Annotated in this window: 16 protein-coding genes; 7 read left to right on the top strand and 9 right to left on the bottom strand. The window is 46.7% G+C overall.

Translation table 11 applies throughout. From position 1 onward, the window contains the following. Positions 1-38 precede the first annotated feature (38 nt). Genes J4N39_RS21545 through pfkB form a run of 3 tightly spaced genes read left to right on the top strand, consistent with a single transcriptional unit; the run spans position 39 to position 2534 of the window. Complete coding sequence (locus J4N39_RS21545; protein WP_252024814.1) at positions 39-1094, top strand: oxidoreductase; 1056 nt, start codon at positions 39-41, stop codon at positions 1092-1094. After that, positions 1091-1555, top strand: a complete 465-nt coding sequence (locus tag J4N39_RS21540; protein WP_252024812.1) for a heme-degrading domain-containing protein — start codon at positions 1091-1093, stop codon at positions 1553-1555. Before J4N39_RS21545 ends, J4N39_RS21540 begins: the two co-directional genes overlap by 4 nt. Before the next feature lie 43 nt (positions 1556-1598). Continuing rightward, the gene (gene pfkB / locus J4N39_RS21535; RefSeq protein ID WP_252024810.1) at positions 1599-2534 is read left to right on the top strand and encodes a 1-phosphofructokinase; all 936 of its coding nucleotides are present in this window, start codon (positions 1599-1601) and stop codon (positions 2532-2534) included. Positions 2535-2595: 61 nt separating this feature from the next. Here pfkB and J4N39_RS21530 read toward each other — a convergent pair whose 3' ends face one another. From J4N39_RS21530 to J4N39_RS21520, 3 genes are all read right to left on the bottom strand, one after another. Beyond that, positions 2596-3201, bottom strand: a complete 606-nt coding sequence (locus J4N39_RS21530; RefSeq protein WP_252024808.1) for an HAD family hydrolase — start codon at positions 3199-3201, stop codon at positions 2596-2598. A gap of 35 nt (positions 3202-3236) precedes the next feature. After that, positions 3237-3371 carry an entericidin EcnAB gene (locus J4N39_RS21525; RefSeq protein ID WP_252024805.1) on the bottom strand — a complete coding sequence of 45 codons (135 nt, stop codon included), beginning with the start codon at positions 3369-3371 and terminating at the stop codon, positions 3237-3239. A gap of 435 nt (positions 3372-3806) precedes the next feature. Then, on the bottom strand, positions 3807-4517 hold the full coding sequence (locus J4N39_RS21520) for an autoinducer binding domain-containing protein (RefSeq protein WP_252024803.1): 711 nt from the start codon (positions 4515-4517) through the stop codon (positions 3807-3809). Between the two features lie 70 nt (positions 4518-4587). Between J4N39_RS21520 and J4N39_RS21515 the strand changes: the two genes are divergently transcribed. Both J4N39_RS21515 and J4N39_RS21510 read left to right on the top strand, forming a co-directional pair. Further along, a complete protein-coding gene (locus J4N39_RS21515; RefSeq protein ID WP_252024801.1) occupies positions 4588-5019 on the top strand; it encodes a DUF4902 domain-containing protein in 432 nt (143 codons plus the stop codon). A 144-nt stretch (positions 5020-5163) separates the two neighbouring features. After that, the gene (locus tag J4N39_RS21510; protein WP_252024799.1) at positions 5164-5700 is read left to right on the top strand and encodes an acyl-homoserine-lactone synthase; all 537 of its coding nucleotides are present in this window, start codon (positions 5164-5166) and stop codon (positions 5698-5700) included. Between the two features lie 169 nt (positions 5701-5869). On the opposite strand, the gene J4N39_RS21505 is transcribed toward J4N39_RS21510, so the two are convergent. The 5 genes from J4N39_RS21505 to J4N39_RS21485 form a co-directional block, all read right to left on the bottom strand. Beyond that, on the bottom strand, positions 5870-8686 hold the full coding sequence (locus tag J4N39_RS21505) for an FAD-binding and (Fe-S)-binding domain-containing protein (protein ID WP_252024797.1): 2817 nt from the start codon (positions 8684-8686) through the stop codon (positions 5870-5872). Further along, positions 8686-9366, bottom strand: coding sequence for a LutC/YkgG family protein (locus tag J4N39_RS21500; RefSeq protein ID WP_252024795.1), 681 nt, complete (start codon positions 9364-9366; stop codon positions 8686-8688). Before J4N39_RS21500 ends, J4N39_RS21505 begins: the two co-directional genes overlap by 1 nt. Beyond that, positions 9366-10790, bottom strand: coding sequence for a LutB/LldF family L-lactate oxidation iron-sulfur protein (locus tag J4N39_RS21495; RefSeq protein ID WP_503064071.1), 1425 nt, complete (start codon positions 10788-10790; stop codon positions 9366-9368). Before J4N39_RS21495 ends, J4N39_RS21500 begins: the two co-directional genes overlap by 1 nt. Positions 10791-10792: 2 nt before the next feature. Further along, entirely contained in the window at positions 10793-11545 is a 753-nt protein-coding gene (locus tag J4N39_RS21490) for a (Fe-S)-binding protein (RefSeq protein ID WP_252024793.1), read from the bottom strand. A 65-nt stretch (positions 11546-11610) separates the two neighbouring features. Next, complete coding sequence (locus tag J4N39_RS21485; protein WP_252024791.1) at positions 11611-13308, bottom strand: L-lactate permease; 1698 nt, start codon at positions 13306-13308, stop codon at positions 11611-11613. A 184-nt stretch (positions 13309-13492) separates the two neighbouring features. Here J4N39_RS21485 and J4N39_RS21480 point away from each other — a divergent pair, with 184 nt between their 5' ends. After that, positions 13493-14392, top strand: coding sequence for a LysR family transcriptional regulator (locus J4N39_RS21480; RefSeq protein ID WP_252024789.1), 900 nt, complete (start codon positions 13493-13495; stop codon positions 14390-14392). 147 nt (positions 14393-14539) lie between these two features. Next, entirely contained in the window at positions 14540-15484 is a 945-nt protein-coding gene (locus J4N39_RS21475) for an Abi family protein (protein WP_252024787.1), read from the top strand. Positions 15485-15756: 272 nt separating this feature from the next. On the opposite strand, the gene J4N39_RS21470 is transcribed toward J4N39_RS21475, so the two are convergent. Then, entirely contained in the window at positions 15757-23379 is a 7623-nt protein-coding gene (locus J4N39_RS21470; RefSeq protein WP_252024785.1) for an ankyrin repeat domain-containing protein, read from the bottom strand. Between the last annotated feature and the right edge of the window lie 16 nt (positions 23380-23395).

The following is a 23395-nucleotide window of genomic DNA, read 5'->3' as shown; positions in this document are numbered from 1 at the left end:
AGCCCTTTTTTTACCCAAATTTTGAGATGGAGAAGTGGATGGTAGAGCAAAAACAACCGATCAAAGTTGCCTTGGTAGGGTTCGGTATTTCTGGGCAGTGTTTTCAAGCGCCAATTATCACCAAGTGCCCACAATTTGAATTGATGGCGGTGGTGTCGAGCGATGAGGAGAAAGTCAAAGCTCAGTTGCCTTGGGCAAAGGTGTACTCCGAGTTTGAACAAATGCTACAAAATTCTGATATTGAGCTGGTTGTGATTGCTACACCTAACCATCTGCACGTACCTCAAGCCAAAGCAGCACTGCTGGCAGGTAAACACGTTGTGGTTGAGAAACCGTTTTCAATTTCCGTTGAAGAAGGCCAAACCCTGTTAGACGTGCAAAAGCAAACAGGAAAAGTACTGACGGTATATCAAAGCCGTCGCTTTGATGGGGATTTTATCACCATCAAAAAGCTCATTGATGATAAGCGATTGGCAGGGGTTCACACCTTTTACTCTAGCTACAACCGCTACCGCCCTGAGGTTAAGGTGAGATGGCGTGAACAGGATGTTCCAGGCGCTGGGATCTTATATGATCTTGGAGCGCATCTAATCGACCAAGCACTCGCACTATTCGGCCTACCAGATAAAGTTACTGCCGTGTTGAAAAACCAACGAAAAGGCGCTCAGGCGGTCGATCACTTTCATTTGATACTGCACTACCCAGACAAAGAAGCTATCTTGCACGCCAACTGTCAAAGCACGGCGGAAGGCCCTCGATTTCAAGTATTCTCCGAGCGAGGAACGTTCATTAAATATGGCATGGATGTGCAAGAAGACTTTCTGCGTGAACGCAAGAGTTTTGATTCCCAAGGTTGGGGAGAAGACCCTCAAGCAATGTTTGGCATCTATACCGACGCCGACCAAAACCAAACCACAGTGCCTACGGAGTTAGGCGGGTATCAGGGTTTCTACTTTCAGTTAGCGGATGCCATCCAACACGGTGCTCCTGTCCCAGTCTGCGCACAAGAAGCCCTCAATGTTATTCAAGTGATAGAAGCGGCTTACCTGAGTGCGAAACAAGAGCGAACTATCAAGATTAAGGAGTTGTCATGATTACTGACCTAGAGCAGTTATTAAACCAAGAACGAGAATTACAGTTTAGTCAGTTTGACAATGATGATGCATGGCTGCTTGGTTGCTTGCTCAAAGCTAACGCAGAAGCGGTGGATGCTCATGTTGCTATTGATATCACTCGTAACGGGCACTGTTTGTTTAGTTTCGCAATGCCGCAGACGTCGATCGACAATCAAAAGTGGATCGAACGTAAACGCAATGTCGTCGACCGATACCAGCACAGTTCTTGGTACATGGCGCAGTACTATAAAGCCAAAGGCAAAACCATCGAACAAGCCTCGCTGGTGGATGCAAAGCAATTTGCCCCGTTTGGAGGCAGCTTTCCGTTGATTGTAAAAGGGGTTGGAGTGATTGGTTCCGTCACCGTTTCGGGGCTTCCACAATACGAAGATCATAAGCTTGTCGTGGATACCATTACCCAATTTTTAGCCCAGCAGTAAAGCGAATTATTGTGCAGAGCATGATGAAGCTAAGGAAAGTAAAATGACTAAACTAAATTGGGTAACAGTCACACTTAATCCAGCCATTGATTTGACTGGTCAAGTGGAAGCATTGTCGATTGGCGATGTAAACCACGCTCACAGGCTAGGTTCCTCCCCAGGTGGTAAAGGCATCAACGTGGCTAAAGTGCTAACAGATTTGGGAAGCAGAGTCACAGTCACTGGTTTTTTAGGTGAAGAGAACGCCGATATTTTTAAGCACTACTTCAATCAAAATAACCTCGAAGACAGATTTATACTCGTTCCTGGTAGCACTCGCACCAATATCAAACTGCAAGATAAAGCCGGAGCGACAACCGACATCAATTTTGATGGCTTCAGTGTGTCGCATGAAGATATTGGACGGCTAGAAAGTACGCTCTATGAATTAGCTCGTAGTCATGATGGTTTTATTTTTGGTGGGAGCTTGGCTAAGTCACTGCCAGAGAGTGTTGTTGTTGAATGGATCACTAACCTAAAAGCGTTGGGTAAAAAAGTTGTTCTCGATAGCAGTAAATCGATGCTCAAATTAGGAATTGAAGCCAAACCTTGGATGATAAAGCCGAACGAACACGAGGCTTCAGAGCTTTTGGGCCGTAAAATTTACAATGTCGCCCAAGGCATAGAAGCGGCTCAGTGTCTCTATAAGCAAGGTATCGCCAACGTGCTGTTATCGATGGGAGAAAAAGGGCTCATCTGGGCAAGTGATGCTGGTTGTCACTATGTACATCCATTGGACTTGACCATAGTGAGCACGGTGGGAGCTGGAGACTCAGTGGTTGCAGGGTTCTGTCATGCCAGTGAAGAACTATGCGAAAGCCAAATCGCCTTAGCCGCTGCCTGTGGCTCACTGGCGGTGCAGCAGGTCAATGTGGGGATAGCGAATGTGGAATCTGTACTATCAATTAAAGAACAGTTGGCGGTAGAAGCTATTCATTAGAAGTGAGACAAAATGGCGCTTAGAGAAGTACTTCAAGCGCCATTTTCGATGGGATGAGAGATTAGAAAGATAACCCCAAAGCTTTCAATTCAGCTTCTGCTTGTGCAGCGCTAGCAAACTGAATGGCGGCAATGCCACATGCTTTTGCTCCTTCGACGTTGTAGGGCATGTCATCTAAGAAGATGGTTTGTGCTGGATCGAGTTGATACTGCTCTAGCAATGCACGGTAAATCTCTGCTTGAGGCTTGAGTAGCCCCAGTTCAGCCGAAACAATAGCGCCATCAAACAGAGGCCAAAAATCATAACGCTGCTTTAGATGAGCGACGATTTCATGCACATTGTCGGTCAAGGCGTAAGTGGCGTAATCTGCGGCTTTTAAACGCCTTAGCAAGTCGGTCGTCTGGTAAATCAAGATCTGAGTTTGCTTAACATAGTAGAACAAAGCATCGCACTCTTGAGCAGTCAGGCCAAGCGACGCTTGGTAGCGCTCTTTTGCTTGCTGCTCGCTGAAAAGCCCCTTGTTGAGGTCTCGCCATATCTCACTGTGAAAGATGGACTCTGTAAGCGCCTCAGTGCGTTCAGTATCCCCAAAGGTCAGTCGGATGATTTCACTAGGAGACCATCGAACTAAAACATTCCCAACATCAAAAACAACGTTCTTGTACATACCAAACCTCTAGCTAACTCACAGATTAGATGGGCTTATTCAGTAGCCTCGTGTATTGCTTCTTTGGTGTCATTGTAGATCTTGGAAGAGTCTTCCTTAACACCATCCCAAGTTTTAGCACAGCCAACCATGAATAGCGCCAATGTGATAGTAAATAGTACTTTTTTCATCTTTCGTTCCTTCGTTTACAACTGCGCTCCATCTTAACAGCGCCAAATTATCGATTGCTAGGATTTGTTGTGAGCTTTGCTCAAAGTCACATTTCTGATGTGTAGTTTCTTGGTCGAATAGCCATTAAATGAACAAAAAAGCCTACTGGTATCGGGGGAGCTTGTCCGGCTTATTTATAAAAGTGATATTTTTAAACATTGATATACCTGAAAATTCTATGAGAAGTGCAACCTGTAAGATCTTACAGTTGGCAAATATACGCCTGTCGTATACTTTTTACTAAGGCTTAGTGAACAGCCGAATACAGAATATATACAACGTCAGTTAGCTATAAAAAATAAATGGGCTCATGGAAGAAATTCCTGAGCCCAAACTATTTTTGGGAAGACAAAATCTTGTCTTAGCGAATCGTGATGTGCTTTTAATCTAGCAAGTTACTTTAGTAAGCCACATAGCACGGCTCGTACAACCGCAGATGTCTTGTTGGTCGCATTTAGCTTTCGCATTGCATTACCGATATGGAAAGTTGCAGTACGCTCGGTAATGTTCAAGATGATGGCGATCTCTCCGGTAGTTTTTCCTTCCGCCGTCCATTTTAGAATTTCTAGCTCTCTAGGCGTCAAGTTTTCATTGATCGGAGTAGGGTTGTGCAGGGAAAGCAATCGTTCGAAGGATTGTTCAGCGACATTATTTACCCAAAGGAGTAATGGGGTTTTGGCAGCAATTTCACTTTCACTCATGATTTCTTGGCTGCGTACCAAAGAAAATAGGGAAGCAATACCACTCGGTCGAAAAGTGGACTTTGACCAACCTGAGCTCACGCCATACTCTTTGGCGAGGTCCCACATTTCAGGTTGCTGTTTTGAATAGTCTTGCCAGACCAGCGGTGCGGTGTTGGAACTGGCAGCAGCGATCACAGGATCAATGGCCACAAAACCTTGGCTATGATAGAGATCATTCCACTCATCGGTGTAGCTGTTGATCAACTCGACTTCAAGTTTAGGAAAGCTATCAAAGCTCTTCACACCATATGCAAAGTCTTCAAATTCCAGTTTGTGGGCCACACTGAGCAAGCCAGACTTTAGTTCGTCTATATCCGCACTGTGGCCGATTCTTTCAATATATTCATGGAAGTCATCCAGCATATTTGATTTCCAGCCGCTACGCTTTTTGTAGTCTAATAAAAATAATTCGAGTTAGGAGTTTTTCACGATTATGTCAGGAAGTAAATATAGAACTATCAGTTGTAGTGACTCAAATGATAGATTTTGTGTCATTGATGGCGTATTAACACTTAAGCCAGATACACTGTTTGAACTGGCCTTCGAAGTGTATATGGTAGGGGTTGACGACACGTTAGCGGCAGGTTCAATGCAAGATGGCGCCAATTTGACTGAATTCACGGGTTATATCGAATGGGTGACTAGAGGCCAACCAGCAATTTCGATTGGATGGGACTGGGAGTTTCAAAATGGGTATTTTCGACTCGATGGAAAACCGAGCATTAACTTTAATTTGCAAGATCAGCAGGGGAGTATTTTACCACCTCAAGAGTCAGACTTAATGTTGGAAAAAAGAATCGAGCAATTAAATTGGGCTCATCATCTATTAAAACGAAACTGGCAAGAAGAAATGATCTGTAAGTGACAAAGTTGTCACCTAAGGTTGGTTATATTATCTAACCTGTAAGATCCTACAGCTATTCTTTTTTGTACTCCCTATTAACTTAGTAAAGATAACAAAGCTTTGCTGAGGTTTGATTTGGAACTAATTTCAAGAATCGCATGTGAAATGCCGACAACTCTCGCCGACGATCTATTTCGATTTCGTCACGCCATTTTCATTGAACAGCTTGGTTGGGAGCTTCCCCTGACCGAAGAACAACAAGCCAAATCCCACGAACTCGACCAATTTGACGCAGACAACACAGTTTATGTGATGGGTAAAGAGAGCGATGGTCAGGTATTTGGCTGCGCCAGACTGCTACCAACGACGGAACCTTACCTGTTAGAGCAAGTTTTCCCTGAGCTTCTTAATGGTCTAGCACCACCGAAATCGGCAGATATCTGGGAGCTTTCGCGTTTTGCCTGTATCGATACTCAAACAGGCCACACCGGAGTGACTGGATTTGATGATAGAAAAGCGGTTGAACTGCTTCGCTACACAATGGGGGTTGCTAGAACTCATGGCGCTAAGAAAATGATCTCTGTGTCTCCTTATGGCGTAGAGCGATTGCTACGTAAAGAAGGCTTTTCCATGAAGCGCTTAGGGCCTCCTGTGAAATATGATGGGTATGTATTGATTGCGTGCTTGATTGATATTCTCTAAATGTGCGCCAAATATTAGGCTGAATTGATATACAGTCCTTACTGAGATTAAACATCTTTTAGCAAGGACTGTATCTATATCCCAATGTTCTTCTTCTTATATTAGCGCTCACTCATGTGAAAGCGCTAATATTAAATGGCTGATAATATGGGTTGTTTAAAGCTCCATATTATTGTCGTACCGAACTCACCTCATCTACCAAATACAAAATCGATTGATATGGCACACCAGAGTGGTGGGATAAGCCAATTTCACAGGTTCTTGAATTACTAAATCCACGAGTACACTCGCTTGGTACTTGCTGTTTGAGTGGTGCAAGGGCGTTTTCATTCAATTCAGGGGTGGTAAACCCTTTGTCTCCTGCCCAACCACAACACTCGATGTGCTCTGGCAATACTACGGATTTCGCGCACTGCTTGGCGAGGTTGAGCATGTCGCCGGCTAAGCCCATCTTGCGAGCACTACAAGTGACGTGGAGCATCACGGTTTCATCGGCTGGGGTTAGATCCAAGTGATCGAGTAAGTACTTGGAGGTAAAGCCAACAGGTTCATAGATGTCTAGTGGCTGGGTGAACGACTCTTTAGAGCGTTTCGAGCAAGGACTGGTATCCATCAAAATTGGGTATTTGCCTTGTTCGCTGGCTTGCCACAGAGATTGCTCTAACTGTTCTGACTTGGTTTTCGCTATGTCATTCATACCTTTACTGTCATATGGCATGCCACAACATAAATCATCAAGTGTTTTCGGCACGATGACTCGATAGCCTGCTTTTTCCAGAAGTGACAGTGTAACTTCGGTCAATGGCCTTTGGTCAGCAGCATCGCTTTGTTGTCCCATATTACGACTAGCACAAGAGGGCAGGTAAACCACGGCTTTGTCTTGATTGCCGCCAGATGAAGGTTTAAGTGCATGTTTGTTCGGTTGCGGCATCTCCTTCATCCAGAACGGAGAACGGTTGCCAGATACTTTGCGTAAGCCGTTAACCGCATTCGCCATGTTCTTTTCGCCGATCAAGCGGGCACTGATGTTACTGATGGCAAGTCCCGCCTTCGCCATTTTAGTTGTGGCGGTAAAGTGACTGGCTGTCCAGCTCGCAATAGGGGTGAATTTTTTGTACTTCGCCGTGCGAAGTTTTTTGACCAAATCTCCAGTGTTGATACCCACTGGGCAGCGATCAGCACACAAGCCAGTCGCGGCACAGGTGTCCAAACCTTGGTAGGTGAAGGTCTCGGCCATTTGGCCACTCTCTTCATTGGCTCGGTCACGTCTCGATAGCTCTCGATACATGACGATGCGCTGGCGTGGTGTGAGAGTTAAGCCACGTGATGGACATACTGGCTCACAGAAACCACATTCGATACAGCGATCAACCAGATCGTCCGCTTTTGGCATCGGTTTGAGGTTTTTGAGGTGCGCTTGGTGATCGGGGTTAATGATGACCCCTGGATTGAGCAAGCCATTTGGGTCAAAGATCTGTTTGATCCGCTGCATGAGTGCGTAGCCATCTTGCCCCCACTCAAGCTCGACATAAGGTGACATATTGCGCCCTGTACCGTGCTCCGCTTTTAGTGAACCTTGGTATTTGCCGGCGACCAGCTCGGCAATATCATCCATGAATGCACCGTAACGTTCGACTTCTTTAGGGTCTTCAAATCCTTGAGTGAAAACGAAGTGCAGGTTGCCCTCAAGGGCATGGCCGAAGATGATCGCTTCACTGTAGTGATATTTGTCGAAAAGTGCTTGCAGGTCTAACACCCCTTGGGCTAAGTGCTCAACGGGGAATGCCACATCTTCAATGATTACTGTGGTTCCCGCTTCGCGAACAGCACCCACCGCAGGGAACATGCCTTTACGAATACCCCATAGAGTAGCGACGGTTTTAGCATCTTGAGTGAAAGGGACTGACTCAATCACGTCGAAATTTTCTAGAGCTTGGTTTACCTCAGCGGTTTTCTCGGACAGTTCAGAGCAACTGCTTGCGTGTACCTCAATTAGCAGCGCTGCGGCATCTAGGGTCAGACTTGGCATAAAGTCAGGCATACCTGGTTTATCTGCCACCGACCTGAGTGCTCGACCATCCATCATTTCGACGGCTGCTACTGGTGTGTTTGCCAGTTGACTCACGGCTTGTGATGCCGGCTCTATATCGCCAAACACAACAAGGCAACTCGCTTTGTGGCTGTGTTCAATCACGGTGTTGTAGGTGATGTCGGCGATAAAGCCAAGGGTGCCTTCCGAGCCAATCATCAGGTGAGTCAGAATATCGATAGGATCGGAGTAATCGACCAAGGCGTTAAGCGCATAACCTGTGGTGTTTTTGAGACGGTATTTGTGTTCAATGAGTGCTTTAAGCACTTGGTTTTCTTCGACTTGGTTGTGAAGTTCACTAAGTGCATCAAGTAGGGCGCTATGGGTTATTTTGAATTCTGCGACACTGCTGGCATCGCTCGTATCGAGCACTGTTCCATCGTGCAGTACCAGCTTGATCGCTTCTACGGTGTGATAAGAGTTTTGTGCGGTACCACAGCACATTCCGCTGGCGTTGTTGGCTGCAATACCACCAATCTTACAGGTATTGATAGAAGCGGGGTCAGGGCCGATTTTACGTTTAAATGGTGCTAGGTATTTGTTGGCATCTGCACCGATCACACCCGGTTGCAATCGGATCTGGTCACCATCTTTGAGGATTTCGTGATTGCGCCAATCATCGGTGAGAGTGATCAACACCGAGTCAGATACTGCTTGGCCAGACAAACTGGTGCCAGCGGCACGGAAAGTATAAGCGATTTCCAGTTCTCGGCAGCTTTGAATGGCGAAAACCACCTCTTCCAAGGTGGCAAGGCGCAACACGACTTGTGGTATTAGGCGGTAAAAACTGGCATCTGTACCGTAGGCCAGGCGCAGATCTTCATCGGTAATGATTCTTTGCTTATCGATGCGAGTTGCTAACAAGTCGCACAAGGTTTGATATGTCGCTTGAGTCATTATTGTGCTCCTTGCATGAGGTCATCGATGATTAATACGATCAGCTTCTTCGGTCCGTGAGCGCCGTAAGCGAGTGTTTGCTGTATATCGGCTGTCTTAGAAGGGCCAGATACCAGTACTATGTTGGTTGGCATCTGGCTGCGCCAGTTTTGCGCCGCCATTAGGCCCGCAAAGTTGGCGTGCAGCGACGAGCGTTTGACCAATACGATATGACACGGTGGCACTAATGACAGAGAGCGAGGCTCGTTTTGTGACGGCCATAAAGCGATAGCACCTGTATCTACGATCCCGCCCACAGAGTGGGTGATACCCGCATCGATTTCAAAAAATAGCTGTGATTTGAACTCTTCAAGTGTTTGATTAAACAAGTGATGATTGCAGTGTAGTAACGCTTGTTCGAACTGCGATTGGTACTCACCGTGCGTTCCTGTGATCACCTGTTTTAGCTCGTGACGCTCGACAAGGTTATCTATGGTGCTAGTGATAGATTCGGGGGTAATGACCAGCACTTCTGCGTGGTTTGCAGTGAGTTTGGTTTTAAAGCTCTCAAGTGCTTCATCACTGAGCTGCGTTTCGGTGTTAGGAATCGTGCCGATGCCACTTTCAACCGGTTTTGCCAACGCTTGGGCTTGTTTGAGACGCTTTAAAATATTGTTGCGGCTGTAGAAAATATCATTCATCACTTATCCTCCGCACGTTTGGCTTTTAGTCGAGCATGTAAACTTTTTGCCGCAGGTTTAGGGGCGGTACGGCATTGAGTCCAAGCGCCTAATTTATTTGGGGTGAGCGCTCTTAAGTGCCCAGCTAATGTTGTGCTAGCACGGTAGGCTTTGGGGTGAGTAGCTAGCCAAGCAAAGCCTTTCATCGCTAGTTGCTCGGTTTTGCTTTCGGCAGCCCCTTGGCCGTCGAGCGCTTGTTGCCCTTCTTGAGCTGGGTTTTTGGCTTCTTTACGCAGTTTTTGCAGCAAGTCTGGGATAGGGATCCTGACAGGGCAAACTTCACCACATGCGCCGCATAAGCTCGATGCGGTAACCAAATCTTTGGTTGCTTCTAAGCCCATTAGGTGTGGCGAGATGATTTTTCCGATTGGGCCTGGGTAGACTGTCCCATAAGCGTGGCCGCCAATTTTGGTGTAGACAGGGCAATGGTTCATACAAGCGCCACAGCGAATGCACTGCAATGTTTGGCGCATTTCATCGTCGATATACGCTTGAGAGCGGCCATTGTCGAGCAGCACTAAGTGCACTTCTTCTGGGCCGTCTTTTTCACCTTCCTTGCGAGGTGAGCTGATCATATTGAAGTAAGTGGTGATCGGTTGTCCCGTGGCGCTGCGGGTCAAAACGCTGAACAGAGGCGGCACGTCAGACAAGAACTCAACCACTTTTTCGATACCAGTAATAGCGACGTGCACTTTGGGCACTGTGGTGGTCATTCGACCATTGCCTTCATTTTCAACCAGACACAAGGTACCGGTTTCTGCCACCGCAAAGTTAACGCCGGATAAACCAATATCTGCTTCATAGAATTTACGACGCAGGCGCTCTCGCCCAGTTTGGATTAGAGTGTCTACATCCAGCGTTGGTGCAAAATCGTCTAGATTCTCATCGAAGGTGTCACTTACTTGCTGGGTGTTTTTATGAATCGCTGGCATGATGATGTGCGACGGTTTATCTCCGTCGAGCTGCACTATGTATTCACCCATGTCACTTTCTAAACACTCAACACCTCGGTCACCGAGGTAGTGATTGAGCTCGATCTCTTCACTTACCATCGATTTGCCTTTGATCATCAGCTTAGCTTGATGCTTGTGGCTGATCTCAGCGATGATCTGATTCGCTTGCTCGGCATCTTCCGCCCAATGAACTTGGATGCCATTTTGTTGGCAGTTTGATTCCAGTTGTTCGAGTAGCTGGGGCAGCTTACTTAAACAACGTTGGCGGATTTGTTGGGCCAGATCTCTGCTGTACTGTTCTTCTTTAACGTCAGGAAATGCGCCTTTACGTTTATCTCGCAAGTAGTCCATCGCACCGCGAAAGTTTGCTCTGATTTGCTTATCATCCAACGCATTTTTAGCTTGTTGGTGGAACTTTTCTGGGCTTTGCATGATTAAGCGCCTCCCGTACGTTCAAGTAAGAAGCTCGCAATGTGACGGCCTTTCCAAGTGTGACCTTGGTAATCAAGCGCACCATTGATGTTGAGCAAACAGCCCCAATCAGCGCTGACTAAATACTCGGCCTGAGTTGCAACTAAGTGTTTGGTTTTGTCTTCGACCATGGCTTGACTGATGTTCGGGTGGCGCACAGAGAAAGTGCCGCCAAAGCCACAACATTCACTTTCATAATCTTGAATCTTGAGTGAAACATTATCGAGCTGAGACAGTAGCTCGGTCGCCGTAATATTTACGCCCATCTCACGACGTGCAGTACAAGAGGTGTGCATAGCGACTGTTGTTGGCTCGCCTTGGTCGTTGAGTTTTACTCGGCATACTTTGACCAGAAACTCGGTCAGCTCAAACACGCGATCACAAAAAGCTTCCACTTGGGTTTGATTTGGCTCGCCGCTAAACAGTCGGCGATAGTGGTGGTGCATCATGCCGCCACAAGAACCTGACAGCACGATCACCGGATAATCTTGGTCGAATAACGCCATTTGGCTCAAGGCAACTTGCTTGGCTTCATCGTCATAACCCGAAGTGTAGGCTGGCTGTCCACAGCAGGTCTGTTTCTCTTTATAGATAACTTCGATCCCTTGCTGCTCCAGTAGCGTGATGGCATCGAGACCCGCTTCAGGGTCGAACATATCAACCACGCAGGTGGCGTAGAAATACACTTTCTCAGGCTTTGAAGGATAGATACGCATACTACTTCCTTGCTCGCAGCCTAGAGTCTAGGCTGCGATTTATCGGTTAAACGGTCAAAATGGAGTTATTTTTGCAGGGCGTCGGTAATGCCCAACCCGTAGATGACGGCGAGTCCGATGAGACCTGTCATCAAAAGGTAGTAGATTGTTGGCAATACGGTTTTGCGCAATGTCGCACCTTCGCGACCAAGTAAGCCTACCGTGGCTGAAGCAGCGACTACGTTGTGAATCGCAATCATGTTGCCAGCAGCAGCGCCTACGGCTTGAAGGGCAACCACAACGGCGCTTGAGATAGACAGTGTTTGCGCTACTTCAAATTGGAATTGGCTGAACATCATGTTGGATACGGTGTTAGAGCCTGCGATAAATGCACCTAGCGCACCAATGGTGGCACTGAGCATTGGGAAGGCTTGACCCACTAGCTCCGCTGCGAAATTCGCCGTTGCAACAGGCATACTGGCAAGGTCTGCAGCATTAACACCTGAGTTGATGAAGATACGTACCATAGGGATGGTGAACACCAATACAAAGCCTGCGCCAATCAGAGTTTTGCTAGATTCGCCAAATGCATCTTTAAGTGGTTTTGCGCTACCAGATTGGATAATCGCAGCAATTATAGCCACAGCCACTAAGATACCGCCTGGTAGGTACAGTGGTTGGATCGCCGTGGATACGCCAGTTTCACCCAAGATGTTGCTAAAGGTGAGGCTCACTTGTTTCAAAAGACCTTTGAACTCTGGGCTCACACGGCTAGCAACAAGGATGGCTGCCAGCAGTACGTATGGGGTCCAAGCCAGTGCCATGCTCATTGGGCGTTTATTGCTGTTGCCGCTATCTAAATCAATTTTGAGCGAGCCCAGCCATTCACTTGGCCACTTATCTTCTGATTCAAAGTCCCACTGGCTTTTTGGCAGCAAGAAGCCTTTCTTCGCAGCGGTAACCACAATCGCAAGACCTGTTAGTCCGCCAATCAGTGATGGGAATTCTGCACCAAGAAAAACACCCGTTAACGCATAAGGGACAGTGAAAGCAATGCCAGCAAACAGAGCAAATGGCAGAATGTCTAGCCCTTCAGTCCAGCTACGGTTTTTGCCAAAAAAGCGAGTTAACATCATTGCCATTAGGACAGGCATTAATGTACCTACACTTGCGTGGATCAGTGCGACACTTGAGGTAATTTGCTGTAGGTAAGCCTCCCAGTTAGAGCCTTGCTCAATCAGTACGTTGCCAATGTTGTGGGTATCCAATCCTTTGTTTACCCCCACGATGATTGGTGTGCCCACCGCACCAAAGGATACTGGAGTGGATTGGATCATCATGCCCATAAGCACGGCTGCTAGCGCAGGGAAACCAATCGCCACCAAAAGTGGGGCAGCAATCGCCGCTGGCGTACCAAAACCTGAAGCGCCTTCAATAAATGAGCCAAAACACCATGCAATGATGATGGCTTGTACGCGGCGGTCGGGTGAAATATGGGTGAACCCATTACGGATTGTGGTGATAGCACCAGTTTGTTTTAAAGTGTTTAGCAAAAATATGGCACCGAACACTATCCACAATACCGAAACGGTAATGCCTAACCCTTGCAGGCTAGAAGCGATAACGCGAGTGATTGACATGTCCCAGAACAGTAGGGCAATGGCAACAGTTAAAGCGAAAGCGACAGGCATCGCTTTTTTTGCTGGCCAATTCAGGCCAACCAGTAAAATGGCAGCCACTACGATCGGCGAAAAGGCGATCAGGGCAAGTAGGGTCTCGTTCATTAGTACATCCTCGTACATGGCTTACAGAGTGTTTCGTCGAAATTGTTATTTTTATGCTGCGTTATGTGGATGCTTGATTGGGCATCTCTTTATAAAATTGTTAACGCAACGTGACAATACTCCTTTCCTTTTGCTTGATATATGGAAATAATGAAAAAGATTAGTTCCAAAAGTGGATAAATAGATGCGAGCAGATGATCTGATACTGTTTTCCCAAGTAGTTGAATTGGGGTCATTCAGTAAGGCGGCGGAAGAAAATAGCCTGACAAACTCTGTGGTTAGTAAACGAATTGCGAAGTTAGAGACCGATCTGGGGGTGCAACTCTTGTATCGCACCACTCGTAAGTTGAGTCTGACGGAAGCAGGTACCGCTCTCTATCAAGGGGCGAAAAATGTGAAGCAGGCCGCCGATGCAGCGCAAGAAGCGGTGTCGGATTTAGGGCAATCCATGACAGGTCACATCAAGATGTCGGTACCAACCATCTCTGGAGACTTGGTACTCGCTGATGCGGTCGCAGAATTTTGTTCCATGCATCCCGGTTTGACCGTGGATATGTCACTTGAAAACCGCTTTGTTGATTTGATTGATGGAGGCTTTGATTTGGTCATCAGGACAGGCTACCTCGAAGACTCGACCTTGATTGCTCGCCATATCATCGACTCGCAATGGGTAGTATGTGCTTCACCAAGCTATATTGCCAAAAAAGGCCGTCCTCGAACTCCCCAAGACCTGCTATCCCATAACTGTCTGCAATACGCTTATCAAACCACTGGCGCGTCGGAGTGGCAATTTAAGCGCCAAGATGAGCACTACATCCTTAAAGTTGCAGGCAACTTCTCAACCGATAACGCTGGTGCCCTGCGTAAAGCCGCACTAGGGGGATACGGCATTGCTTATGTGCCCCGTTGCTTGGTTTATCATGATATCAATAATGGCTCGCTTATCGACTTACTGCCTGATCAGGTAGGCAAAAAGTTAGGTATTTATGCAGTGTACCCATACACCCGACAGCCACTTAATAAAGTGACTTTACTGGCGGAGCATATCAAGCAACGTTATTTGGAGATTGGTCACTATTTTTAGGGTGTTTGACCTGATGTCGTCACGTTTTCTCATACACATAATCGGACTATGTGCTGGTATCGGAGCGCTTAATATTTATGTAGTATGAAACTTAGTGCTCATAAGTTGATTGTATTTATTGTCCATTTGCTCCGTAACTATAAGTGTATGAAACCTAAAAATATTAGTGAAACTATCAATACGATATCATCAGATCGCCTCAACAGTTATCGCAATTATTTTAACCTAGCATCGGATGAGGAGTGCTTAGGTGTTTATTTGTGGAATGATGCTCTATCAGCGTCATTCTTTAAGCTAATTAGTATATTTGAAGTAGCCTTGCGAAATACCATTCATAGAGAGCTGTCGCGTCAATTCGAAATACATCGACAGCAAGGGCATGTATTTGACAATGATTGGTATGAGTACTTAATTGAGCAAAATCATATTCACCCAAAAACGGTAGATCTGATTAGAAAAGTGACTCACTTAAGGTCGAGAAGACGACGGTTAGTAGCCAAACAGCCACTCCCTACTCCTGGAAAAGTAATTGCGGCACAAAGTTTTGGTTTTTGGAGCTTTTTGATTTATCACACGGTAAGAAACAATACGGTAGACTGGAAAAGTACTTTCTTTAATGGGCTAAAGGGGCACTTTGCAGTACACCCAACTTATTGGACTCGAGATGCAATAGACGATTTGCTTAACCGTTTAAGCCAAGTAAATGAATTGAGGAACCGCATTGCTCACCATGAACCTATATGGAAGTTTACAGAAGTTAAGCATCATCGGACAAACACCGTAATTTATCCTGCCGCATCAACACCAGAAGAAAGTATGCGACGCATGAGAACACTTAATGACAGAATATGCAGATTGTTAGGTTGGATCTCTGAAGATAGGAAGAGTGATTACCTCGAATCTCATTACAAAGCTCATTTTGATTGGCTAACTAGTTTAGAAGCGTTGAATGTATATAAATCAATTTATTACAGTAATATGCTAACGCCAACTCAAGCGAAAAGGCAGTTTAACTCCATCATGAAGAGTTCAAAAGTATACGAGGTCATAGGCAAACGTGGTGTCGTTACAATTCTACCTGGAGTTGTATAGTTGACACTAGAGCCACCCTGTACCATAATTCAGACACTAGCTCGTCAGGCTTAAGTTTTGGTAATAAAATTCTCGCCAATGACTCTGACTTGAGCACTCTAGAAAGCATCCTGCGGGGTGCTTTTCGCTTTTCTGGTGCGAGATAAATTTAGTTAATATGCTATCTACTGCACTACGGTCAAACAGGCCCTTGCACTATCCTCATGACCTCGTCAATAAACGGGCAAAGCAAGAGCAAATTCTACACAATAACATGACACTGGTAACCCGTTCTAAGGCGTTTGCCCTGTTGAATTAAACAGCACGCTATTGGTCTGCTTAGGCGAGAAGTCAAACAAGCTTGGTTTTTGGATGTAAAGCTGTTTGGCATTTTCACGCTTTTTCGCATTGAGTTTAAACCCTCGGCTGCTGTCGATACTTTTATCGCCACTGTATAGAGATTGGTGGATCTCGGGTACTCGACTTTGGGCATAGGTTAAGAACTCGTTGACCGATACTCGGCTATTTTTAGGCGCTCGGTCAGCGTGACTATCGAGCAAACCTTCTTGGATTAGCGCATAGGTCAATAGGCCGTGTTTAAGACTAGCACTCTCCAGTGCCACAGCTTCGGCTTCACTGGCGGTCAATACTTTCATGCCTTTGTTATAGGCAAGTTGTCCTAACCCTCGGCTACCCATCGGTCCGGGTTTAAAGCCTGCGCCTTGCACACTGGCTGCGGAATTACAGGCGTCGATGACTAAGACAAACTCTCCTGCATCGATACTTTGCATCCATTCATCGAGCTGCACACTGCTGATGGCTCGGCTCAGCATATCGGGGGTAACACTGCGCTTATCTGCTTGTCCAATATCGTATGGGAATAGGTAGAAATCCCCATTATCTGATAATCCATGCCCGGCAAAGAAGAAAAACAGCATGTCATCTGGCGTTAATGCTTCAATTTGATCTGCGTTAGGAATTTGGGCCTTGAGCTTTGCATCGATTTCATGACCAGACAAAAGCGCTAGCGTTGCGTGGATCAGGGCTTTTGTCGGTTGTAGCGTATTACCTTGGTTGTCTGTCATGCTGGAAAGTAGCGGCACGGAGATCACTTGATCGTAGTTTTGATCGGCGATTAGACCCTGTTCAATGGTGGTTGCGATAGCACTGGCATCCGCCGCGGCATAGGTTAGGTTCCAAATCGGGGCTTGATATTCGTTGACGCCAATGCTTACCACATAGGCGCGATTTGGGCGTTTAGGTAGAGGAAGCTTTGGAACAAACTGCGACTTAGCCGTTAGGCTTTTCACGCCATCTCGGTTAAAGGCATAGGCGCTAAACTGGGTGCCAGTGTCGGCACTGTTTTGAGCTAGGTTTATCTTCTTGAAGGTATAGCTTAATGAACCTTGTTCAATCAGTGTTTCGACTTCAGCTTTGGTGAGTGCCCCTACCTGTTGATGACCCCGAAATAGTCTCACACCACTAATTCCTGATGAGGTTCCACCGATACCATTTTTCCCTTCTGTGGCTTGTTCGACTACGGAAACGGTAATGTCCACCTGACTTGGTGAATCGGCGGAATGAGATAAAGCGTCGATAGTCACCAGTGGTTGAATGCGATTGATTTGAGCAAGGCTTTCAATCGGTGCAAACGGCTGATTGTTCAATAGTCGAGTTAACAGCCGAGGTTCATAGTACTGGTTAAGAAATAGCTCGATTGGCATGGCGCTAAATGGCGCATCATCAGCAATCCAAGCTGAAAATGGTAGGTCGCCGGGACTGTTACTGTCATAGCGACCTTGCGGATCGACGATCACCCAAGTGTTGTCTGGATACACCTGAGATTGTGCCAAAGGTGTCTGTGTTGCGAGGTCGACCAGAGTGAGTTTTAAAGATTGGTCAATGAGCAGCAGCTTGTCTAGCTGCTCATAGATGACCACGTGCTTGATGTAATCTTCAATTTTAGGTGATGAGATTTGGTGAACATAGCTGCGATCAGAATTGAGGTCGAGAATGGTCACTTGGCTGCTGCCAATACCAGACACCCACCAATGATCATCCATGATGTAGTCATGATCTTTGAGATACCAAGCGAAGGCGTCAAAATCACTTGGCTTAGTGAGCGGAAGATTTTCTTCATCGTTTAGCTGTTTCACCGTGATCTGTTGTGCATTCGACAGCGAGGCGAGCAATTCTATGTTGTGAGGTTTGCCCTCTTCAATAGTGATACTGAGTTGCTTAGGCTCTAACACAGCAAAAGTTTGAGTGGCTCTTTCAACCGAATGAACTGTAGTGATGCAGCCTGGTGAGCAGTTTTCTTCGACGTCTTTGTCTTGAGTAGTCACTAAATTAAGTTGCAGTTCACCTTGAGTTCGAGTGAAGGAGATACTCTCTGCTTGACTAAACTGAGCTTCAAACTGCGCCACTTGAGTGAGCAAATTGGTATTAAATACTCGCACTTGGGTATCGTTATGCATGGTGGCGATGAAAGTGCCATCGGTAGAAATGGCTAGCGCATAAACTGCGGTGTCTGTCCAGATTGGCTCGATAAATGCGCCTGCAGCGACATCGAGCAGTTGAATACGGTTATCGTTGGCAAAAGCCATCTTCAGCTTATCTTGGCTAACGACAGACAAACTTGCTTTGGTTGAATCGACTTTCCAAGGATTGTTGCGTTCGGCGATTTGGAAGCTGTCACCAGAATCTGGCAGTGTAGTTTGGTTGTGTGCTAACTCTAGCGGCTGACACGTGGTCGCAGCAGTTGCTAGCGGTTCAAAGTGGATTTGATGAGCACCGAGGGTGCTGTCGGTTAAGTGTAAACTGCGCAGCTCTGGCTGATAGTGATAGCTTTCGATTGCGCCCAGTGGCGCACTGAAACAGCCGATTTGTTGGTTGTTAGTGGTGTCAAATAAGCCAAAATGATTGTCGGTTCTAACCAAGGTCCATCGGCGATTGTGACTATAAAGCACTTGGTGCAGGTTAGACTCACCATCAACATCGCTGACGGGTAGTCGGTCTTTAAAATGTACTATTTCAGTCCCATCTGTGCGCAGTAAGGCATTTGGGGTTCCGATAGTGATGTTCTGCCCATCCAACAAGTAGTGCCCATCTTGTTGAAGGCGGGCGGGGTGATTGGTGAGCTTGCCATCTGAGTCAAGAGTGAGTAGCTGCTCACCAAAGCCAAGTAGGCTTTGTCTGTCATCACTGGCGAGCAGCTTATGCTGGTCAAATTGCTGGGTGATTTTTTGCTTTGTCACATCCCACATTAGGGTGTAATAACTGTCTGAACGCGAGCTTTGCTGCAATCGATAGCCAACGACCAGCTGGTCGTTGCTCATGACAGCGAGTTTATCTACCCAACCTGCCGGTGTTGGCAGTTCATCAAGTTGCTGCCAAGTGCTGGTGTCCCAAATAGATACACTGTTTGCTCCGACAAACAGGCGCTCTCCCGTGGCATCATATGAAACTGCGGTTACCCAGAGTTTTTGTGCAGCTAAAACGGAGACTCTTTGGTTAGTCTTGATGTCCCAAATTTCCACTGAACCGTCGGACAACCCGATAGCTGCATGAGACGCATCTGGGCTGATAGCCGCTGAGACTATGGTATATGCAGGATCTCGATGCTTATAACGGCTCAAGAAGTTGGTTGTGGAGAGCTCCCATAAGTCTACCCCGTTGTGGCTATCCCAACTGATCATTCGATCGGCTTGGCTTGCAATCGCCACCCCTGTGACCTGTTTGGAAAACTCTGGGTGGTCAAATTTACCGAGGACTTTCTGGCTGGACTTATCCCACAAGCTGGTTGTCTCATTGCTTTCAGAACCTGTGACTAGGTAATTGCCTTGCTGTGCGAGGCTATTGATATTGAGTCGGTTGTCGAAGCGATAATAGTCTTCATGGATTGAGGACAAATCAGGCAAATTTAAACTGTGTAACGAGTAGTCACTGGAGGCTATCAGAGCTTTGCTATGGTGCAGGTCAACGGCAATTGCATCTAAGCGAGTATTGAATTTTTTGCGATTGTGACTTCTAAGTAAACTGGCTTCATTGTTAGCTAAGGACCAATGGGCAACCCCAGTCTCCCAGCAGCTGAGTAACACTGAATCACTAGCCAAGACTTCTAAATCGTATAGACACGACGAGTTAGTGAGGCGACGAAGCAGAGTTTCGTTTTTGATGTCATCAAGCTTGGCAACAGGCGTTAAATTGAGCTCATCATCGAGCTTCATCAGTTTTACGTTGTGTACTTTGTTTTCCGCGCTCAGCTGATAAGTCAGAGCATAAGCGCCATAGTGGGGATGGACATCAATGTCGTGAAATCGCAACGGCTTTGAGTGAGTCAGGCGCTTTTCTACTTTGCCTGAACGCCAGTTGACTCGTTGTATCGCTTGGTTATCAGCTAACAATACAGTTTGTGGGCCAACGGATTTGACTGTTGGTGCGTCGCCCACCCCATTGGTGCGAAAACTGGTAATCGGTTTTGAAGAATCGAGGCCATACACCACAATATTTTGATCACCTGGTACAGCGAACAGGTGGCCTTCGTTGGTGAAGTGCAACTTAGGTGAGTGAAAGGAAGCCGTGTCGATGCTTGCGTTCCATAGCTCCTGACTGGTACTTAGTGACCACATCACTAGTTGGTAGGTTTCATCGGTGCGCTGGTGGATGGTCGCAAAGTGCTCACCATCTGGGTGAAACTCTAGGTCGGTGATGGCGCCACGCTGGGTATCTATGGTTTTGAGTAGCTCACCGTTGGCACTATTCCAAACATGGACAATTTCCCCCTTAACTTTAACACTGTCCCCCTGACTAGAGATAGCGATGCCGCTGCGGTTAATTGAGAGGTGCTCAATGGCGAGCACTTGGGATTTCGAGGCAAAATCAAACACCTGTGGGCTAGGCTGAGTAGGTCTCTCTTCTTCATGGTCTAGGATCGGCAATCGGTAATGGTCTTGGAACACAAACCCAGACAGTAGGGTGTCATTTTCAATGAACTCGATGTCGTAGAGTGCGATATCATGCCAGCGATGTTGCAGGCTCCACTCTTGTGTATTGATGACACTGGTACCGTATTCATCAGAGATGGCGAGCAGCTTAGATTGAGCGCTGTATCGGGCGCTTTTTACATTGGCTTTGAACGCTTGATACTGTTCGAGTTTGGGTTTGATGGATTTAATCACCTCACCGCTGTAGAGATCGAGCATGGTCACAGCTTCGTCTCCACGATAGGCAAACAGCAAGGTGGTATCGTCATAGAAGTCGACAAAAACGATCGACTCATACCAGTTACGACTGTCGTCAATTAAGCGTAGCGCTCGCTGACTATTTTCGTCCCAAAGCTCCATGACATTATTGGCATTTCGAATCGAAAGTTTACCATTGGGTGAACGAGCGAGTGGTGCATCGTCTAGTGAAGACAATCGGCTGACATACAGTTCAACATTGGCTTGATTCACGACCGCATAATCACGAAGTAGGTTCTCTAAATCCTGCTTAGAAGGGGAGTTTGCCGCAATATAATAAAAAGCATCATTGCCTTGGTTATCGACTTTGCCTACTACTGCGCCACGTTCTAGCAGCAACTTAACCATCTCTGGTTGTTCGGCCTGCAATGCTAATGATAATGCACTTGCCCCGTTGGACGTTCTTGCTTTCCCTTCAAGTTGCGCACCTGCTTCAATCACTAGTTCAGCAACTTCAACTGAGCCGCTTTGCACCGCAAGGTGTAGCGTTCGAAGCCCTGTGGATTCATCAATGGCGTTGACGTCTGCTTTCGCTTCGATGAGCGGTTTGATAAGTGCATACTGCTTGGTTTGAATAGCTCGATTGAGTGGTGATAAGTCGACCGCTTGAGTGCTGGATGCCAAGATGCCACTTTGCAACAGCAGTAACGCATGAGCGCTATTGGCATGTTTTATTAAATGGTCTAGCAAAGGTACGTAGTTGCCTTGTTTTGGCTCAGGCACGAATTGCCCTGACTCGATAAGCTCAATGGCTGGCATCGATAAGGCTTGAATATATTGATTGGTTTGCGTTTGTTGTAGCCAAAGTGACAGAGCGGTTTGGCCTTTTTGGTTCTCGGTGCTTGGGTCGATACCTAGTTCAAGTAGTGCATTTTGGATCTCGGCAAGGTTTTTTTCATCAGCGAGCCAATGGGTAGCGCTAGCAAAGCTGGTTAGCAGGGTGTTACCAAACGCATCAAGCGTTAAAGGGTCTGCTCCCTGATTCACCATGTACTCCACCAGTTCGATATTCTTAAACCACATGGCGTCATGCATTAGGTTAGCAGGAGGCGTGAGGTTAGCTTCAATTAAAACAGGATAGAGGTGGTTGTGTTTTTCAATGGCTAAAGATTTGAAGGCTTGGTCTACTAAGTGTTGTGGGTGCTCTAGTGTTAATAGGTAGTCGATGAGTGCTCGGTCATTGTTCTCGACAGCAATGGAAAGTGCCGACTCATGCTTATACGATCCGGAATCCAGCGGCGCACCTCGGGCTATCAACTGTTTTACTGTGTCTAAGTCTTTTCGCTCAGCGGCGGATAATAGCGCTGGGCCAATGTAATTACTGATATCGTCGATGAGCTGCTTATCGTGGCAAACGGAAAGCACGTACCAGTTACCGCTCTCTTTTGCATCTTCACACTGTTTGGGTAGCGCTATTTCTAGCGTGGCTCCTTTAGCAATTAAGGCGTTATAAACCTCGGTTTGACCATGTTGTAGCGCCGAATCAGTAGCGTGGATAGTTTTATAGTCGCCATAAAGGCTTGTTGGTGCTCCGAGCTCAATCAGCCGCAATGCAATCTCAGGCGATAGACTTTTGATGGCATCATTGACTAGGAGTTGGTCTGAGTATTCCTTTTTAGAATCTGCGCCTAGGGCAAGCAGTTGTTCCATCATCCAAATGTCGTTGGATTCCACTGAAAAACTTAACGCATCTTTTTTCCAAGAGATTGGATCGTTAATGTCAAAAACTCCTGACCAAAAAGCCTGATAAAGTTCGGGGTTGCGACTTGCCAGAACCGTTTGAACATTATTTTGGTAAGCGGTTTCTTGATAGACCCTCGGGACACAGTGAGCAGTGATAGCCGCGAGCGACTCGGTATGTTGTCCAGTGATCGCAAGCTCTATTGGCGTAAAAAACTCTTGGTAACCAGACTGGCATATTTTGGTCACCAGCTCTTCATCGTCAGATTTAACGGCGTTTTCGAGCATTGGCGCCGCATCAGAGTTCCATTTGAGTGATAGACCGTTGTCGAGCAGCAAATGGATGGTTTTGGTATCGCCACGCTGAAAAACATGGGTTAAGGCCGCTGTGATGGAGTAATCAATGCTCTCCCCAAGGTTGATTTGGTAGCGGTTGATGATTTTGGACACCAACGTAGGGTTATCTTGTTCAAGTGCAGCGGCGAGTAAAGAGGGCGCTTGCTCTGGCTGATAACCGTGCTTGATCAACACATCGACCAGTTCAGTGTGATCATTGTTTAGTGGTTCAACGCCAAGGTGGCCAAAGCTAAACGCAAGCGAGTTAGCTGCATTGTGTTGGATAAGCTTATCAACCGCCCATGGGTTATTTTGTTCAAGCGCCCAATCGAACAGGGTTTGACCAAATTTAACCGGTTGTGACAAGTCGATATTAGCGTCAATGAGGCTTTGCCATATCGGGTCTGATTGGGTTTGAAGTGCTAGCTGCGCCCACTCAAGAGAGTTGCTGGAGATAAGGCTTGGATTGGAACAGTTTTCGAGTAGCCACTGAGTCTCACTTGCCTTGTCGGCAGCAATGGCCTGTCGTATGTCTTTCGCTTGATCTAGGGAACCCCTTTTACACTCTTGAGCCGCCAAAGCGTTGGGGGAAGCTAGCATGGAGGTGGCGAACAGGGCGTAAAACGTGCCAAGAGAAAGTCGTTTTGCTAGCTTCACAGTGGTTCCTCAGTTG

The organism is Vibrio sp. SCSIO 43136 (assembly GCF_023716565.1).
Lineage (GTDB): Bacteria > Pseudomonadota > Gammaproteobacteria > Enterobacterales > Vibrionaceae > Vibrio.
The sequence above is the reverse complement of the archived record's forward strand: the minus strand, read 5'-3'. Positions and strand labels throughout refer to the sequence as shown.